Source organism: Pontibacter anaerobius, assembly GCF_026241195.1.
Lineage (GTDB): Bacteria > Bacteroidota > Bacteroidia > Cytophagales > Hymenobacteraceae > Pontibacter > Pontibacter anaerobius.
Window position 1 is genome coordinate 179427 of sequence record NZ_JAPFQO010000009.1, and the last position, 17565, is coordinate 196991.

Annotated in this window: 12 protein-coding genes; 9 read left to right on the forward strand and 3 right to left on the reverse strand. The window is 50.0% G+C overall.

The genetic code is table 11. The annotated features are described in order from the left end of the window. The first annotated feature begins 984 nt into the window (after window positions 1-984). The 8 genes from OO017_RS14380 to OO017_RS14415 all read left to right on the forward strand — a co-directional run bounded on the left by OO017_RS14380 (window position 985) and on the right by OO017_RS14415 (window position 9585). A complete protein-coding gene (locus OO017_RS14380) occupies window positions 985-2379 on the forward strand; it encodes an undecaprenyl-phosphate glucose phosphotransferase (protein ID WP_266053251.1) in 1395 nt (464 codons plus the stop codon). Next, on the forward strand, window positions 2369-3187 hold the full coding sequence (locus tag OO017_RS14385) for a WecB/TagA/CpsF family glycosyltransferase (protein ID WP_266053252.1): 819 nt from the start codon (window positions 2369-2371) through the stop codon (window positions 3185-3187). The genes OO017_RS14380 and OO017_RS14385 overlap by 11 nt, the downstream gene beginning before the upstream one ends. Window positions 3188-3577: 390 nt before the next feature. After that, a complete protein-coding gene (gene rfbF / locus OO017_RS14390; protein WP_266053253.1) occupies window positions 3578-4381 on the forward strand; it encodes a glucose-1-phosphate cytidylyltransferase in 804 nt (267 codons plus the stop codon). A gap of 63 nt (window positions 4382-4444) precedes the next feature. Next, the gene (locus OO017_RS14395) at window positions 4445-5530 is read left to right on the forward strand and encodes an NAD-dependent epimerase/dehydratase family protein (protein WP_266053254.1); all 1086 of its coding nucleotides are present in this window, start codon (window positions 4445-4447) and stop codon (window positions 5528-5530) included. 8 nt (window positions 5531-5538) lie between these two features. Then, a complete protein-coding gene (rfbC, locus tag OO017_RS14400; RefSeq protein ID WP_266053255.1) occupies window positions 5539-6102 on the forward strand; it encodes a dTDP-4-dehydrorhamnose 3,5-epimerase in 564 nt (187 codons plus the stop codon). 45 nt (window positions 6103-6147) lie between these two features. Continuing rightward, window positions 6148-7506, forward strand: coding sequence for an NAD(P)H-dependent oxidoreductase (locus tag OO017_RS14405; RefSeq protein WP_266053256.1), 1359 nt, complete (start codon window positions 6148-6150; stop codon window positions 7504-7506). A gap of 72 nt (window positions 7507-7578) precedes the next feature. Further along, entirely contained in the window at window positions 7579-8355 is a 777-nt protein-coding gene (locus OO017_RS14410; RefSeq protein WP_266053257.1) for a nucleotidyltransferase family protein, read from the forward strand. 18 nt (window positions 8356-8373) lie between these two features. Further along, the gene (locus OO017_RS14415) at window positions 8374-9585 is read left to right on the forward strand and encodes a glycosyltransferase (protein WP_266053258.1); all 1212 of its coding nucleotides are present in this window, start codon (window positions 8374-8376) and stop codon (window positions 9583-9585) included. A 22-nt stretch (window positions 9586-9607) separates the two neighbouring features. Here OO017_RS14415 and OO017_RS14420 read toward each other — a convergent pair whose 3' ends face one another. From OO017_RS14420 to OO017_RS14430, 3 genes are read right to left on the reverse strand one after another with little or no spacing between them, the layout of a single operon-like run. Then, on the reverse strand, window positions 9608-10843 hold the full coding sequence (locus tag OO017_RS14420; RefSeq protein WP_266053259.1) for a glycosyltransferase family 61 protein: 1236 nt from the start codon (window positions 10841-10843) through the stop codon (window positions 9608-9610). A 39-nt stretch (window positions 10844-10882) separates the two neighbouring features. After that, the gene (locus tag OO017_RS14425) at window positions 10883-12019 is read right to left on the reverse strand and encodes an alginate O-acetyltransferase AlgX-related protein (RefSeq protein ID WP_266053260.1); all 1137 of its coding nucleotides are present in this window, start codon (window positions 12017-12019) and stop codon (window positions 10883-10885) included. A gap of 6 nt (window positions 12020-12025) precedes the next feature. After that, window positions 12026-13501 (reverse strand): MBOAT family O-acyltransferase, encoded by a 1476-nt coding sequence (locus OO017_RS14430; protein ID WP_266053261.1) that lies wholly within the window; start codon window positions 13499-13501, stop codon window positions 12026-12028. 582 nt (window positions 13502-14083) lie between these two features. Here OO017_RS14430 and OO017_RS14435 point away from each other — a divergent pair. Further along, entirely contained in the window at window positions 14084-17560 is a 3477-nt protein-coding gene (locus tag OO017_RS14435) for an Ig-like domain-containing protein (RefSeq protein ID WP_266053262.1), read from the forward strand. The last annotated feature ends 5 nt before the right edge of the window (window positions 17561-17565 follow it).

A 17565-nucleotide genomic window follows, 5' to 3' on the forward strand; every position in this document is an offset into this window, starting at 1 on the left:
AGCCAGTAGCCATGCCCATTTATGCTATGTCTTAGTAACACAGTCTCAGAGCTTTAAAAAACATTAAATTACTGCTGTTGCACTGTCAGTAGCCTATCAAGTATAAGTCCAATAGATGACTGATGCTGACACACCAAGATTAAGTGTATTTGTGGGGGCTAAAGTTCAATAACTGGCAAAATTTTTAATTTTTTTTACATCTGTCTGAAACTTTAATTTTTTGGACTTCGTATATAGCTGATTTTTTGTGATTTACTGCTCTTTTCTTCTTGCCTGAAAAGAAGGTTAGTTAATACACCGTGTAGAGGCAATAGGATAGTGTTTGCTTTTACTCCCCAAACGACTGTTCTGTTAACGTAGATTGTACTATTCTATTCTTATTGTGCTGGCTTCATGCTGCGATCCTATAGTAATGTTTTAAATTCAGCATATATATTTATTATAAATTTTATTTATATAATCATTGAAATAGTTATAAAAAATAGATTTACATACTTTTCCCTGCCTATCCTAGAGCTTCTGTGAGCTACATGGTGACAGTATCTATCCTTTATATTGATAATGTCATATATTGGTTTGTATGCGGTTTTCAGATATGCCAATGGCTATTAAACTAAAGTATAGGTAAATGAGCTTAAAGAGTGAATTTTGAATATATGGATATGTGAATTTTGGTATATTAAGTAATTGTTCTTTTTTAATAGAACTTAATAAAATTATAAACCTTCGTGTGGAGAAGGCCGTATTTCAGACAAACACACAAGACCTAATGCTGATGCTTTGATGCTACGGTTTATAAGACAAAAAAGCGACGCTTCTGCTGGAAGCGCCTGAGGAGGCAACAAGAGCCCGGCTTTTCTTAACAACTGGTGTAAGTATTAAAGCGCTATGGTTTGGCCTTAGAGGGCAGTTTGTGAAGTTGATTAGAATGAGGCAGTGCAGAATACCAACGTTTACTTATGACCCAAAAAAGTACTCAACCACATGAATAAATATAAACACTACTACAGTTTTAACAGAGTCCTTCTGTTATTTCTTGACGTTACGCTTATCGCTTTTGCTTTTAAGATCTCAAACCTGATCCGTTACGGTAGCCTGGATCTTGATCACCAGTATAACATCTTTTTTGTGCTATTTGCTCTGGTGTGGTGGATCGTTTCCGGCTTCTCTAACTTCGTGGTTAGGGTGGATAGCTTCCTTCCGATAGACAAGCGCCTGGGCAACCTGATCAACGTGTTTGTGATGCACGCGCTTATTCTGGCTAGCTGTATCGTTGTGTTTAACCTGGAGGAGCTTTCCCGACTGTTGCTGCTGTATACTTACTTATCTACAGCCTTACTGATCGGTGTGAGTCGCCTGATCATGTTCCAGATGAACCGCTATTTCACTAACTCGGACATGGCGCACACCCGCTACGTTATAGTTGGTACAGGCCCGGCCGCAGCCTCGCTACATCATACGTTGAGCAACAACGACGAGATAGGCACAAAATTCATGGGCTTCTTTGATGATGCAGCCGACATGAGCAGCGCCTTCAGCAGCCAGGTGCAGGGTAACATAGAAGACCTGAAGGATTACTGCCTGCAGCACAGCATCGATGAGATTTACTATACCAAGCCACTTACCGATGAGGCCCAGATAGACGAACTGACTGAGTTTGCCAACGATAACTTTATTTACCTGCGCCTTGTACCGGACTTCAGCGCGATAGTTAAGAAGGATGTGAGCGTATACTTTTACCATAACATCCCGATGCTGAGTATGCGTAACGAGCCGCTGGAACTTGCTTCTAACCGTGTTGTAAAGCGTATTTTCGACATCGTGTTCTCCCTGAGTGTGATTCTGCTGATCTTCCCGATCTTGTTCCCGATCATAGCCCTGCTTATAAAGCTGGAATCGAAAGGTCCGATTTTCTTTAAGCAGTTGCGCCCTGGTAAGAAAAACAGGCTGTTTGTGTGCTACAAATTCAGAACGATGCGCGTGAACAATAATACTGAGCTTCAGGCAACTAAGAACGACCCACGCATTACCCGCTTCGGTGCCTTTATGCGCAAGACAAGTTTAGACGAACTGCCGCAGTTTTTCAACGTACTGCTAGGAGACATGTCGGTTGTAGGACCACGCCCGAACCTGGTGTCGCAGCTAGACCAGTACTCCAAGGTTATCTCAAAGTATAAAATGCGCCACTTCGTTACTCCGGGTATTACAGGTTATGCACAGGTAAGCGGTTACCGCGGCGAGACCAAGGAAGTACACCTGATGGAGAAGCGCGTAGAGTACGACGTGATGTACATGGCCAAGTGGAGTTTTATGATGGACATGAAAATTATCTTCCTTACTGTTTGGAACATGATAAAAGGCGAAAAAAATGCTTACTGATACGATACAAGAACAACCTGTAACTGCCGAGCCACCTATAAAAGAGAAGCGCCAGCTTCTCGGCTCCCTTATCTCGGCAGGCTCTTTTAATGACTTTGTGAACCACGTTTTCTGGCTCACCGACCATAAGGAATCCTCTTATGTATGCTTTGCCAATGTGCACATGCTGATGGAGGCACAGCAGGATAAGGATTTCCAGAACCTGCTCAACAACGCAGACATCGCCTCGCCGGACGGGGGACCGCTGTCTAAACTAATGAAGCTGCTTTACGGACAGCACCAGGATCGCGTGCCAGGTATGGACCTGATGCCGCGCTTACTGCAGGAAGCTGCCAAGAGGGGAAAGTCCGTTTTCTTCTACGGCTCCACAGACCAGGTGCTGGAGGCGGTGGTAGCGCGTACCAAGACCGATCTGCCGCACCTGCGCGTGGCCGGCTCTTACTCCCCGCCTTTCCGGAAATTAACGCATATAGAAGATACCGCCATCACGAACATGATCAATGACTCCGGGGCTGACCTGGTGTTCGTGGCGCTGGGCTGCCCTAAGCAGGAGCGCTGGATGGCCGACCACAAAGGGCAGGTGAAAGCCTGTATGCTGGGTGTAGGGCAGGCCTACATGACCTATGCCGGGCTGGAGAAGCGCCTTCCGAAGTGGGCACGTGACCTGAGCCTGGAGTGGACCTACCGTTTATGGCAGGAACCGGGCCGCCTCTGGAAACGCTACCTGGTTACAAACACAAAGTTTTTGTACGAGGTGGTTAAAATGATGCTGCTGAAGCGGCCGCGCCGAATGCAGCTCAGCAGATAACCCAAGTGAAAAATCAAGTGCTTAGGATGATATGGAGGAGAATGATAGAGCACCATTACCGGCAAAAGCAAACATACGGATGTTACCGCCGGGCAGTAGTACAATTTTACAAAAAGGTGAAGTGCGCCAGAAAGTTATCGCTTCAGCTGCACTCCATAGCCTCACAGGGTATTTTTACCCCTTATGCCGGTATTAAAACGGCCCACGCAGGCAGCCATATCCTCGTTAGGCGAAATGCTGAAGTATAATGTCTCTCAGAAAAAAATCATTCCTGTTAAATCAAAATATATAAATCTCCGTATTTACTACAGAAGTGGCCGCAGAAGTAGTACAATATTGCGGATGCAGCCTTTATATGACGTTTAACCCTTAACCCTTTACAAAATATAGATGAAAGCAGTTATACTTGCCGGTGGCTACGGTACAAGAATTAGCGAAGAAAGTGGTGTGCGCCCAAAACCGATGGTGGAAATTGGCGGAAAGCCGATCCTCTGGCACATCATGAAGATCTACTCACATTATAACATCAATGAATTTATAATATGCTGCGGCTATAAAGGCCACATCATTAAAGAATACTTTGCCAACTATTTCCTTTACAACTCTGATGTTACCTTCGATATGCGCAGTAACGGCATGGAGGTACATAAGAATAATACCGAATCGTGGAAAGTGACGCTGGTGGATACCGGTGAGGGAACCATGACAGGTGGCCGCCTGAAGCGTGTAAAAGACTATGTGGGCGATGAGACCTTCTGCCTGACTTACGGCGACGGTGTGAGTGATGTGAACATAGCGGAGGCGGTGGAGTACCATAAGTCGCAGGGCACTAAAGCCACACTGACGGCAGTGCAGCAGCCGGGCCGTTTCGGAGCGTTCACGCTTTCATCTGAGGCTACCTTGGTGCCGCAGTTTAAAGAAAAGCCGACCGGCGGCGACATGCCCTGGATCAATGGTGGCTTCTTTGTGCTGGAACCGAGCGTTTTCGATTATATAGAGGATGACAGCACCATTTGGGAGCGTGGCCCATTGGAGTCGCTGGCCGAAGAGGGTGATCTTTCTGCTTACCGTCACCGCGGTTTCTGGCAGCCAATGGATACCCTACGCGACAAGCACGTGCTGGAAGACCTGTGGCAGAGCGGCAAAGCCCCTTGGAACGTGTGGCATAAAATGCTGTCGGGCGCAGTGAACTAAGCGCGCATACATTCTCATCAACAAGAACCCAACCCCTTTTCTTACTATATACATTTCATCCAAATGAAAATACTGATAACCGGAAACATGGGCTATGTTGGCCCTGGCGTGGTAGAGCGCCTGCGTGCCGCATACCCAGAGGCAACCTTAGTAGGCTACGACATGGCATACTTTGCCTCCTGCCTCACCAACGCTCCTATACTTCCTGAGAGCCGCCTGGACATGCAACTGTACGGTGATGTGCGTACCATGCCAGCCGAAGTGCTGAACGGTGTGGATGCCGTGGTGCACCTGGCCGCCATCTCCAACGACCCGATGGGCAAGAAGTATGAGGACATCACCATGGATGTTAACTACAAGTCGAGCGTGCGCATTGCCGAGATGGCCAAGGCTGCCGGCGTAAAGAACTACGTTTTCGCCTCCAGCTGCAGCATGTATGGCGCAGCCTCCGAGCAAGCAAAAACGGAAGATTCTGAGCTTAACCCGCTTACAGCCTATGCCCGCTCTAAAGTAGCTACCGAGAAAGACCTGAAGCCCCTTGCCGGTGATGGCTTTACTGTAACCTGCCTCCGCTTTGCCACTGCCTGCGGCATGAGCGACCGCCTGCGCCTGGACCTGGTGCTGAACGACTTTGTGGCAGGAGCTGTGGCAACTGGTAAGATCAACATCCTGAGCGACGGCACCCCTTGGCGGCCGCTGATACACGTGCATGACATGGCGCGTGCCATTGAGTGGGCTGTAACTCGACAGCCATCAAACGGTGGAGAGTATCTGGCCGTGAACACAGGCTCTAACGAGTGGAACTACCAGGTATACGAACTGGCAAATGCTGTAGCGGAACTGATTCCGGGAGTGGATGTGTCGGTTAACAAGGATGCCGCCCCGGATAAGCGCTCGTATCGCGTAAACTTCGATCTGTTTAAGCAGCTGGCCCCTAATCACCTACCACAGTATACCCTGCGCCAGGCCATTGAGGAACTGCACGAGGGATTGAAGGCGATGGAGTTCAAAGACGGTGACTTCCGTAACTCCCTGCTGATGCGCCTGATGGTGCTGAACAGCCTGCAGGAAACGCAAAAGATAAACGAGCAACTGCAGTGGCAGCGAAACAGCTCCAAAGTATCAGAAGCCGAATTAGAAACAGCCTAAGCTATACTATGATTTTCACTGAAACGAAGCTCAAAGGAGCTTATATAATTGATGTAAAGCGCATCGAGGATGAGCGCGGATTCTTTGGCCGTTCCTTCTGCCAGAAAGAATTTGAAGAGTATGGCCTGACCAACGACATCCGTCAGACCAATGTGTCTTATAACAAGAAGAAGGGCACCCTGCGTGGTATGCACATGCAACTGGCCCCGAATGAGGAAACCAAGCTGGTTCGCTGTACCCGTGGCGCCATCTACGATGTGATCATCGATATGCGCCCGGATTCAGAGACGTATAAGCAGTGGATTGGCGTGGAGCTGACAGCCGATAACTACCGTATGCTATTCGTGCCGGAAGGATTTGCCCATGGCTTCATCACGCTGGAAGACAACACTGACGTGACATACCAGGTAACGGAGTTTTACACTCCAGGGGCAGAGCAGGGCATACGCTGGAACGACCCTGCCTTTAACATCGAGTGGCCGATAGAGCCGGTGGTGATCTCCGAAAAAGACCAGGCACATCCGGATTTTACGGATAAACAGGAAACTTCTAAAGGCAAGCTGCTGGTGTAATACCGGCAGCTTTTGCTTCTTCAAAACCAAAATTTATACTTCAAGATGATAATAGTAGATACAGCCCTGGCCAAACGTCACGCCGAAGGTAACCCGGTACGCGTTGCCATGGTAGGAGCCGGATTTATGGGCCGCGGCATCGCACTGCAAATCTGTAAATATACCCAGGGGATGGAGCTGGTAGCCATCTCAAACCGCACCCTTGACAAAGCCAGGCAAGCCTACAACCAGGCAGAGATAGAAGACGTGCAGGAGGTAACTTCTGTAAGTGAGTTAGAAGAAAATATCCGCCAGGGCAAGTATAGCGTTACCGAGGATGCTATGCTGCTGTGCCAGGCCGAGGGCATTGACGCCGTGATCGAGGTAACGGGTGCCGTGGAGTTCGGTACCAACGTAGCCATCACCGCCATCAACAACGGCAAGCACATCATTATGATGAATGCCGAGGTAGACGGAACAGTTGGCCCGATCCTGAAAATATACGCTGATAAGGCAGGGGTGGTGTTCACGAATGCCGACGGCGACCAGCCCGGCGTTACCATGAACCTGTTCCGCTTCGTGAAAGGACTCGGCGTAAAGCCGGTGCTTTGCGGCAACATCAAAGGCCTGCACGACCCGTACCGCAACCCAACTACGCAAGAAGGGTTTGCGAAGAAGTGGGGCCAGCAGCCGTCTATGGTAACCTCTTTTGCCGATGGCAGCAAGATCTCTTTCGAGCAGGCCATTATTGCCAACGGAACCGGTATGCGTGTGGCTAAGCGTGGCATGCACGGGCCAACCGTGGCGAGCGGCACCTCGCTGAAAGACTGCGTACACAACCTGTACCCGCTGGAGGACCTGACCGATGGTCCGGGTATCGTGGATTACGTGGTAGGTGCTGAGCCAGGCCCTGGCGTATTTGTGTTGGGTACGCATGATAACCCAATTCAGCAGCATTACCTGAACCTCTACAAACTGGGCGAGGGGCCATTATACCTTTTCTATACGCCGTACCACCTGTGCCACTTTGAGGTGCCTAACACCGTGGCGCGTGCCGTGCTGTTCAATGATGCTGCCCTCACGCCGATGGGCGCACCGCAGGTAGAGGTAGTGGCAGCCGCTAAGATAGATCTGAAGGCAGGGGAAGTGATAGATGGCATCGGACACTACATGACTTATGGCCTTTGCGAGAACGCTGACACCACCGCCGCAGAAAGACTATTGCCGATAGGTGTGGCAGAAGGCTGCGTGCTGAAGCGCGACATCCCGAAAGACCAGGTGATCACGTATGATGATGTGGTGATGCCGGAAGGCAGGCTGGTAGATCAACTGCGCCAGGAGCAGGCCGCATACTTCGCAGCGAACGACGAAGTAGGCCGGAATAATGCCCTGAAGCACTTGAACAGAGCCGAGGCTTCTGTGTAACAATATAATACTCAAACTAAACTAATTGCCGCGCATCGCATACCCTCGGGAGCGTTGCGCGGCTTTTTCTTGATGATGGCAACTAATGTAGTGGGACTTATACCTGCGGCTGGGCTTGGCTCTAGGCTATCGCCTATACCGTGCAGCAAAGAGCTGTTCCCGGTGGGGTTTGAGCCGCATCCGGAGCACGGGGAGCCGCACCCTAAGGTGGTGTCGCAGTACCTGCTGGAGCACATGCAGCGTGCCGGTGCCAGGCAAGTATACGTTATACTTCGCAAGGGCAAGTGGGACATCCCCGACTACTACGGTGATGGCAGCCAATTAGGCCTGCAACTGGCTTACCTCATCATGCAGCGGCCTTACGGCAGTCCGTATACCTTAGACCAGGCCTATACTTTTGTGCGGCAGCAGCGGGTTGTTTTCGGCTTCCCGGACATTCTTTTTGAGCCACAAAATGCGTTTGAGCAACTGCTGCAAAAGCAAGAGAAAACACAGGCCGATGTAGTGCTGGGCTGTTTTAAAGTGCCAAATCCCCAAAAGTGGGACATGGTTGAGCTGGAGGAAAACGGCGAGGTAAAAACCATATTTCCGAAACCAGCTACCTCTAATTTAGCTTACGGATGGGCCATTGCCTGCTGGGGGCCGCGTTTCACCGAGTTTATGCATAGCTTTTTAAAAGGGGAGGAAGCCCGGCTTCATACTTCTGGCAAAGAGTTCAGCGTGGGGGAGGTGGTACAGGCTGCCATTCACCATGGCCTGTTGGTGCTAAGCGTGTCCTTTGATGAGGGCTCCTGCCTGGATGTGGGCACACCGGAAGACCTGCAAAAGGCTATCCGTACTTTATCCTGATTATCCCTTTTATACTTTATGCGAATTCTGCAGATCCATAACTACTACAAACAAGCCGGCGGCGAAGACACTGTATTTGAGCAGGAGGCGCAACTATTGCGTGCGCATGGGCATATTGTAGAGCAGCTCACCTTTTCCAACAACAACATTACAAGTATAAAAGACAAGCTGCAGGCGGCGCTGGGGGTGGTGTATAACCCGAAGAGTGCAAGCACCATCAGCAGAAAAATAAGCGCCTTTAGGCCGGATGTGGTGCACGTGCACAATTTCTTCCCGCTGGTATCGCCAGGGGTGTTTTGGGTGTGCCACAAGTATAAAATACCCATGGTGATGACGCTGCACAACTACCGCCTCATTTGCCCCAGCGCTGTGTTATACTATAACGGCAAGGTGCAGTTGGGGAACATACAGCAGAAATTTCCCTTAAATGCGATTTTAAAAGGCATTTACCGTGACTCAAAAATTGAAACAGCATCGGTCGTGCTGGCAACCGGAGTACACAAACTACTTGATACCTGGCGCAATAAAGTAGATAAGTTTATCGCCCTCACGCCGGGAGCTGCCGAACTTTTCCTGCATTCCTCGCTTCACCTGAGGCCGGAGCAACTTACCGTAAAGCCAAACTTTACCGCTGACCCAGGTTTGGGCGCTGCAACACGGGAGGATTACTTTTTATACTTAGGCAGGCTGACGGAGGAAAAAGGCATCGATACCTTGCTGAAGTCGCACTCCATTCGGCCATTCCCGCTAAAGATTATTGGTACAGGGCCGCTACAGCAGCGTGTAGAAGAGTATGCCGCTCAGAACCCGTCGGTAAAATACCTGGGCTACCGCCAACGGGAAGAAGCCATGGAGCAGCTTAAAAAGGCACGCGCCCTGATCTTTCCATCGGAGTGGCTGGAGACGTTCGGAATGACGGCAGTGGAGGCGTTTGCCACGGCAACCCCGGTGATTGCCGCTAAGATTGGCGGGGCAGCACACATTGTGCAGCACCAGCAAAACGGCTTGCACTACACCCCGGGGCAGCCTCAGGAGTTGGCAAGGCAGGTAGAACTCTTGCAGCAACTTCCCGATCTGGCGCACACACTGGGGCAGCATGCCCGCAGGAGTTATGAAGAATACTATACCCCGGAGGCAAACTATACTTTGCTGGTGCAGATCTACGAGCAGGCAATGGCGTCAAAACAAAAGCCAGCCTCTGAGACAGTAACTGCAGAGGCTGGCTTTTAAAGTATAATTAGCGCTTTGCCTTTCAGGCAACTTCCACTTTCTTAATCTTGTCCGTTTTCATTCGGTCCAGGATCTCTACTATCTTATCTGTCTCTACCACCAGGTGCTCCCGTTGTCCCTGGTCGGCGTTGCGTACGTGTTTGTTGCCTTTACAGATGATGTAGTCATAGTCCAGGTCAATTTTGGTCGCGATATCGTAGAACGGCTCTATTACAAAGCCCTCATTAAAGATTTCGATCATCTTCGTGCCCGGCTTGCAGAAGAACATGCTGATCAGGCCAGCGCCGGTAGCACCAACCACCACTTTTGCTTTCGAGAACAGCTTGATCTTCTCTTTTATACTTAGTTTGCTCGATACGACACTTGTGAAACCATAAGGCTTCAACGCATCCAGCAGCTCATTTTCGTTCAGTACGTTGCGAATGCTGGAATCGGAGCGGCTGATGTACAGGTAAGGCGTTTCGGGAGTTATAATGTCTGTAGTTTCCTCCGCAAATGGCATAAAGGACTCCTGTACAAAGTTGCACAGCCATTTTGGAACCAGCGTGTGGTTACCGCGAGGTGCAGTAGAGGCTATGATGCAGTCGGCGGCAATGTGCGTGTGTTTATCACCCTCAATAATTTTATCCTTGGGAATACCCAATAGTTCCAGTGTCTCTGTCTGGTAATCGTAGCGAATACTTGGCACATAGAACCAGTCTACCTTATCATACAGGCCGCTTTCGCGTAGCAGGTGCAGGCGAGGCAGCACATCCAGAAACCAGTGGCCAATGTTGTTTAAGCCAGCGCCCCCTGAAAGCAGCGAGAATACAGTGCCCTTAAACCTGGAAGGAGTGGTAAAGAAGCGCTGCTCAAAGATATTGTTCAGGTTTGGCTCCGATACCTTTCCGCCTGTCAGGCTCAGCGACACGTTCTCCACCAAGCGGTTGTACTGCGATACCACAGCCACACTGCTTTCATTATCGGTATAGATGCGGCCGTTCGGCACCTCTACCACCATATAGTCTGTCTGCACCTTCTTCTTTGGTTTCCAGTATTCGGAGCAGGCCTCGTATAGGGCATCAGAGATATTAAGTTTGGTGGTAAGGGCAGGGTAGATAGGATGTACCCGGATTTCGCGCGCGTTATTCGCCGATAGCTGTTCCAGGTTGATACGGCAGACATCTCCCGGCCTATATTGCGAGTTATGCGGAACATATCTTCCTAAGATCTTCATTAACCTTTTAGTCCCCTTCGTATAGTAAGCTTTAAGTTTCATGGGTGTATGATAGGTTTGTTCTTGTAAGGTTTAAGGTGGCTATTCTTCTTTAAAGTTAACCAGCAGTCTTTCGTCTTCATCTGACGGTGTTGTCTGCAATTGTGCTACGGTAGCGTGCCTGGTTAATAGTTGGGCAGCTACTTGTACGGCTATTTCGTTCCAATGGGCATCATCCACCGGGTATAACTGCACTTGCTGCTGCTGGTACAGCTCTCTGAAAGTTGGTTGCAGGTCCACATACTCTATGCCACGCTCATCCAGGCGGCTTAGCAGGAGCGGCAGAAACGTGGCTTCCTTCTGTGTGGGCAGCAGTTGGTAATAAATATTTTCTTTGTTGGGAATGGGCAGGAACACAAAGTGTATGCCGCGCTCCTGTAGCGCATCGCGATAGCCTTCCAGCACATCGGCGATATGGTCCAGCTCTTCTTCCGAGAACTCGCGGTTGGCATACTCACCCTCCATAAAAAACTCATTTTTATAGCTGATGTACTCTTTGCGGCCCACAGCGCGGTCAATCTCTGCAAGGGTGCGGCGGTACAGCGCCAGTTTGGAGATACGGTCGGCAGTTACGGCCAGGGAGGTGAGGAAGCCGGATGAACTGATGAGGTTACCGGTAAAGTTTCTGATCTTAGAGTTCAGCCCATTTTCCCCGATTGCGGGAAGCTCAGGCACGCGGCGCTCAATGCTGGACACGATCACCAGCTTTGGCGGGTTCTCATGGAAGCGGTCGGTGGCCAGAAAACGGTTCATGGTGGCTGGCGCAAAAGAATAAACATCGCGGCCTAGCTGCCGCTCCAGCACCTCGGCCAGTGTTTCGTCCTGAGACAGCTTGGCCCCGGTAATGTTAGAGTCACCGATCAGTAGCACATCGTTTTTGGTGTCGCGGTTGCGGTAGCCGTAGGCATCGGTATACCACTCCACTTTTCGTTTTGTAGCATAAGGCGTGCGTGGGGCCAGTTCGCCTTCCTCCACCATCTGCATGTGCACATTCGGGTAAAAAGGCCCCGACATCACACGCATGGAGTTAACAGAGATGGTTTCCCAAATTCTGAAGGTGAAGAAGTTCATAGGCAGTATAAACACCTCTATCAACGGCCAAAGTATAAACGGCAGCGCCAACAGGGCTAATTTGCTCAACAGCCTTTTTGCTCCTTTATCTTGCATCTTGTTTGCCATACTTTCTTAAAACTGAAAATATATAAACTCCTGGTGCCCGAACTGGCCGAACAGTAGCACGGCTACAATGGCAGCGTAGTAAATGCCCCAGCGTACCCAGGCCGGCCGTTGCATAATCAGCTGCGACACGCTGCCGTTGCGCTGTATCAGATGTACGGTTTCCATGATGGCGATGGCTACAACTGAAACTGCAAAGACCTTGAATCCCTGCTCCATAAAAATATCGTGGCTCCAGTCAAGGCCAAAAACCTGTGCCGGGTTGGTAACCACAGAAGCACTCTGCCCCACTATGTAAAAGGCATCGTTTATACTATTGGCCCGGAAGAATATCCAGGAGAAGCAAACCAGGAAGAATACCGTGAGCACCTGCACCCACTTATATACTTGGGGGTTACTGTTTAGGCCCAGTCGCTGTACCAGCGCATTTCTTTTTTCTTTTGTCAGGATGCCGAACACCTGGTAGATGCCGTGGAGCGCACCCCATACTACAAACGTCCAGCTGGCGCCGTGCCACAGTCCGCTCACCAGGAACACGACAAACAGGTTATAGTACCAGCGCCATTTAACTACTCTGTTCCCCCCTAAAGGAATGTAGAGGTAATCACGGAACCAGGTGGAGAGCGAGATATGCCAGCGGCTCCAGAACTCCGGAATCGATTTGGCGAAGTATGGGCTGCGGAAGTTCTCCATCAGCCTGAAGCCCATAACCTGGGCCGCACCGATGGCAATATCGGAGTAACCGGAGAAGTCGCAGTAGATCTGAAATGCAAAGAAAACCGTGGCGATGATGTGCGAGATGCCATCATACTCCGTCGGGTTATTGTATACCTGGTTCACCATCAGCGCTAGGTTATCGGCAATCACGATCTTTTTAAAGAAGCCCCAGGCCATGCGGCGGAGGCCAGCCACCACCCGGTTGTAGCTGAACTCATGGCCCACGTGCAGTTGCCCCAGCAGGTTGCCGGCCCGCTCGATAGGCCCTGCCACCAACTGCGGGAAAAAGGACACAAACAGGGCGAACACGCCCAGGTGCCGCTCCGGTTTGATGCGCCCGTTGTACACATCTATACTATAGCTCATCGTCTGGAAAGTATAGAAGGAGATACCCATGGGCAGTAGCAGTTCAAAGGCAGGCATCGCGTAAGGAACGTCTAAACTCAGGGCAAGCTCACGGGCACTGTCGTTAAAGAAATTGTAGTATTTAAATAGTAGTAGGATGCCCAGGTTAGACAGAAGGCTGGTATAAAGCCAGGGGCGACGCTTGTCTTTATCCTCATCGGTATAGCGGCCCATCATGCGGCCGCAGGTATAGTCAACTACAGTGGAGGCTATCAGTATCAGGGTATAGGCTGGCTTCCAGGACATGTAGAAGTAGTAGCTAGCCAGCAGCAGAATGATCCAACGGCGGTTGAATGGCGTCAGAAAGTATAAGGTAACTACTACCGGAAAGAATATGAAGAATTCAGTAGAGTTAAAAAGCATACGTTCTTCAGTTAATAAGGGTGTTAGGTTCGGGTAGCGTCAAGTGTATTTTATACTTCATGTACTAGTATAAGGGGGCGTTTTAAGGTAAGGATAATAAATTCCCTTTTTTAGATATTATATAGAATTTGCACTAAAAGGTTGTGCGTTTCTGCATATATTTTTTTTAATACTTAGATATCTACATGTTGAATTGCAATGGGAGACAGTGTAGGCACCTTTTACGGTGTTCTCACACTGATGTTTAAGTAAAGGGCAAATAAAAAATGTACTTTAATCAAGGTGCAGATTTTTAAAGGCGGGCAACCAAGGTATAGGATTGACGTTATATAGGGAGTTATTCAAAGAGCCTTAACTCATACTTACTATATGCCCTTATACGTTTACACGAGGCAGTTACTCCTTCTGGTGCTTCCACTTGTCTGTATATCAGCAATATATCAAAATTCCTTTGCGGCTCCTACTCCGGCAGTAGCTCCTGCTGCTAGCATTGTACTCACCGCCCCACAACTTCAGGCCAGGCCTTCGCTGGTTGGGGCCATCACCTTAAATTGGACCGCTGTCGATAACGCATCCGGTTATGTGCTGGAAAAATCTAACACAGGCGGGGAGGGGACTTTTACAATACTGAAGACCTTTGGTGCCGGTGTAACCTCTTTCCGGCAAACTGATTTATACTATAGCCAGAAAGTATACTATAGGATAAAAGCTACTGGCAATACCGGCGACTCGCCGTACAGCAGTGTGGCCAGCGCCACCACGTACCCGAAAGACTACAAGTATAAGATAATGCCGCTCGGCGACTCTAATACCGAGGGGGGAAGCAGCAGCATTCCGGCAGAGCAAAAAGCGTCTTACAGAGACAGGCTGGAACAGCTCCTGAATAGCTCTGCCTCAAAAGGGAAGTATGATTTTGTAGGCAGTGAGAAATCAGGAAGCGCCCTGATGACCGACACGGACCACGCTGGTTTAGGGGGTGCACGCAACGAGGACCTGGTACAGTTGATACAGCAAGGCTATTATATGCGTTGGTATGATAACGTGCGGATGGGACTTAGTAGCGAGCGAAATTACCTAGAGGCTTTCTCGCCGGATATCATCCTGTTGCACACAGGCACCAACGACATCAGCAACGAAGGTGTGGACAATTCGCAGCAAACCGTGGATGAGTTGGAGAAGATCCTGAACGAAGTAGACAAGTATGAGCAGAAGTCTGGAAGGGAGGTAACGGTTATTCTGGCCAAAATCATAAAGACTGTCTGCAAAGGTGATGATTGTTATAAAGGGGCGACCGCCTCTAAGAACGATATAATTGACCGGTACAATGCCAAAATGGAGGCTATGGCTAACCAGCGCATTAAAGCCGGCGACAGGCTGGAACTTGTGGATATGGCAGATGCCAAACTAGTGTATGACTACGTGAATTTTGGAGGAGACATGGCAGACCGTTTCCACCCCGCTCCCAAAGGTTTCGATAAAATGGCGCCTGTGTGGTACAAGGTCCTGAATAACCTCCTGAACAGAGAACTGACCCCATCCGATACAGAGGCACCTGAAACCACCATCGCTTCTAAACCCAAGGCCCTTTCTAACAGCAACTCAGCCAGCTTCAGCTTTAGCAGCAACGAGAGCGGCGTAACTTACCAGGTAAGTATAGATGGTGGTGCATTTGCCAATGCTGGAAACCCTTATACCGTAAATGGCCTGGCCGATGGTGAGCACACCCTGCGGGTAAGGGCCATCGATGCTGCCGGTAACACAGATGCCACCCCTGCCAGCTATACCTGGGTTATTGATACTAAAGCGCCTAGTACGCCAGTGGTAACAACTCCGGCTGAAGGAGCTGTGCTAAACACCACCAAACCAACAATAAGCGGTACGGCAGATGCCGGAAGCACGGTGCAGGTATACATCGGCACAAAAAGTATTGGTACGGCTACGGCAACGAATGGCGGAAAATGGAACCTGGCGCCCGCCACAGCGCTGGCAGAAGGGCAGCACGAGCTTACGGCCAAAGCCTCAGATGAAGCCGGCAATACAAGTAAGTCGAGCAACACCAGAACCTTTACAGTGGATACCAAAGCCCCGGAGACTATGATCGCCTCAGGTCCGGGAGCAGCCACCAACAGCAGCGAAGCCAGCTTTAGCTTTAGCAGCAACGAGAAAAACGTGACCTATGAGGTGAGCCTGGATGGGGGTGCCTATTCTGCCGCAGAAAGCAGCTACACAGCTAAAGGGCTTGCAGAAGGAAAACATACGTTGGCCGTTCGTGCTACAGACGCTGCCGGCAACACAGACCCGACTCCGGCCACGCATACCTGGGAGATAGATTCCAAAGCACCGGAAGCGCCATCCATCGCTGGCGTGTCAGAAGATCGTGGACCTTTAGATGATGACCATGTTACCGCCGATAATACCGTTATACTTTATGGACGGGCAGAGGCCGGAGCCGAAGTAGCTGTGCTGGAGCAGGGCCGGGTGATTGGTAAAACAACGGCAAAAAATGACGGTAGCTGGGAGTATAGCCATGAAGGAACTGCATTGAAACAGGGTGCTTATACTTTTACCGCCACCGCTACTGATGTCGCCGGCAACACGAGCGAAGCAAGCGCAGATTTTGGCGTTACCATAGAGCTAACATCACCGGAAGTAACCCTCTCTACAGCCAGCACCTCGCCGGTTAAAGAAACCTTTAGCATAAGTATAACTTTTACAGAGGAGGTGTACGATTTAACTGTTGCAGACTTTGAGGTATTAAACGCGAAGCTGGAGGACTTTAAATCGACTGATAAAGTAAGCTACACTGCCACAGTAGTGCCTGTGGCCAACGGACAGGTGCGCATCAAACTGCCTGCAGGCAAAGTAACGGACCTGGCAGGTAACTCAAACAAAGCTTCGAACCTACTGGAGATTACGTACGACGCCTCTGCACCGCAGGGCTATGCCGTAGCGTTCGGGACTGACAAAGTAGATGTGAACAACCAGACGAATATAAGCCTGCAGATAAGCGGGGCGGAGAAAGGCGCAACCTATTTCTATAATGTAAGCAGTAACAATGGGGGAGAGCCCGTAACAGGTTCAGCCACCGTGGCAGCCAATGACTTTAGCATACCTGATCTTGACCTGTCCGGACTTTCTGATGGCCTGCTCACCGCTACTTTATACTTGGTAGATGAAGCGGGCAACCAGGGGCAGGAGGTAACCTCACAGGTCGAAAAGCTTACCAAAGACATTACAGTCGTACAGTCCCTGACCGATATCACCGTACTTTTCAAAACGGAGTTTGCAGCTATTGGCCTGCCCGAAGAGGTGGAGGTAAGCTATACAGATGGCGATAAGGAGCCTCTAAAAGTAACCTGGAACCAGGGCGATTATAACGGTGAGATTCCGGGCAGCTATGTAGTTATGGGGCAGTTGGAGCTGAAGGAGAACACCAGCAACAGCAAGAACATGATGGCTAGCGTAACCGTGGTGGTGGAGCCAAACCAACCACCTACAGAGCTGAGCCTCAGCGATGATACGTTTCAGCCAGATGCTCAGCCGGATGAGGTAATCGGTACCTTCTCCACTACCGACCCGGACGACAGTGAATTTACCTATACCTTAGTGAACGGGCAAGGAGCTAATGACAATGACCTGTTTGAGCTCCTAAACAACAACGAGCTACACCTGAGGTCTAACCAGGGGCTTTCCGGCAAGTCGATCTTCAGCATCCGCGTGCGCAGCACCGACCCGTATGATAACGTGATCGAGAAAACATTTACCCTTACCAAATCACTCTATGAGCCAGAGGGCGGCATTGAGCTGGTAAATGCATTCTCGCCTGACGGAGATAACATTAATGATACGTGGCTGGTACCAGAACTGCGCTACTACAACAGCATTGAAGTACAGATTTTTGATCGCGCTGGCGTACTTCTGTTCAAAACCAGCGACCCTGAAAAAGGCTGGGACGGCAGAGGCAGGGACGGCCGGATCATAGCGGGCTCATACTTCTACATCATTCAGATCAGGGACATAGATTTGGTGCAGAAGGGGGTTTTAACAGTTCTTAAATAGCAGCA

Coding starts and splice junctions, on each gene's coding strand:
- OO017_RS14380 (WP_266053251.1), top strand. CDS start 985: ATGAATAAATATAAACACTACTACAGTTTTAACAGAGTCCTTCTGTTA.
- OO017_RS14385 (WP_266053252.1), top strand. CDS start 2,369: ATGCTTACTGATACGATACAAGAACAACCTGTAACTGCCGAGCCACCT.
- rfbF (WP_266053253.1), top strand. CDS start 3,578: ATGAAAGCAGTTATACTTGCCGGTGGCTACGGTACAAGAATTAGCGAA.
- OO017_RS14395 (WP_266053254.1), top strand. CDS start 4,445: ATGAAAATACTGATAACCGGAAACATGGGCTATGTTGGCCCTGGCGTG.
- rfbC (WP_266053255.1), top strand. CDS start 5,539: ATGATTTTCACTGAAACGAAGCTCAAAGGAGCTTATATAATTGATGTA.
- OO017_RS14405 (WP_266053256.1), top strand. CDS start 6,148: ATGATAATAGTAGATACAGCCCTGGCCAAACGTCACGCCGAAGGTAAC.
- OO017_RS14410 (WP_266053257.1), top strand. CDS start 7,579: ATGATGGCAACTAATGTAGTGGGACTTATACCTGCGGCTGGGCTTGGC.
- OO017_RS14415 (WP_266053258.1), top strand. CDS start 8,374: ATGCGAATTCTGCAGATCCATAACTACTACAAACAAGCCGGCGGCGAA.
- OO017_RS14420 (WP_266053259.1), bottom strand. CDS start 10,843: ATGAAACTTAAAGCTTACTATACGAAGGGGACTAAAAGGTTAATGAAG.
- OO017_RS14425 (WP_266053260.1), bottom strand. CDS start 12,019: ATGGCAAACAAGATGCAAGATAAAGGAGCAAAAAGGCTGTTGAGCAAA.
- OO017_RS14430 (WP_266053261.1), bottom strand. CDS start 13,501: ATGCTTTTTAACTCTACTGAATTCTTCATATTCTTTCCGGTAGTAGTT.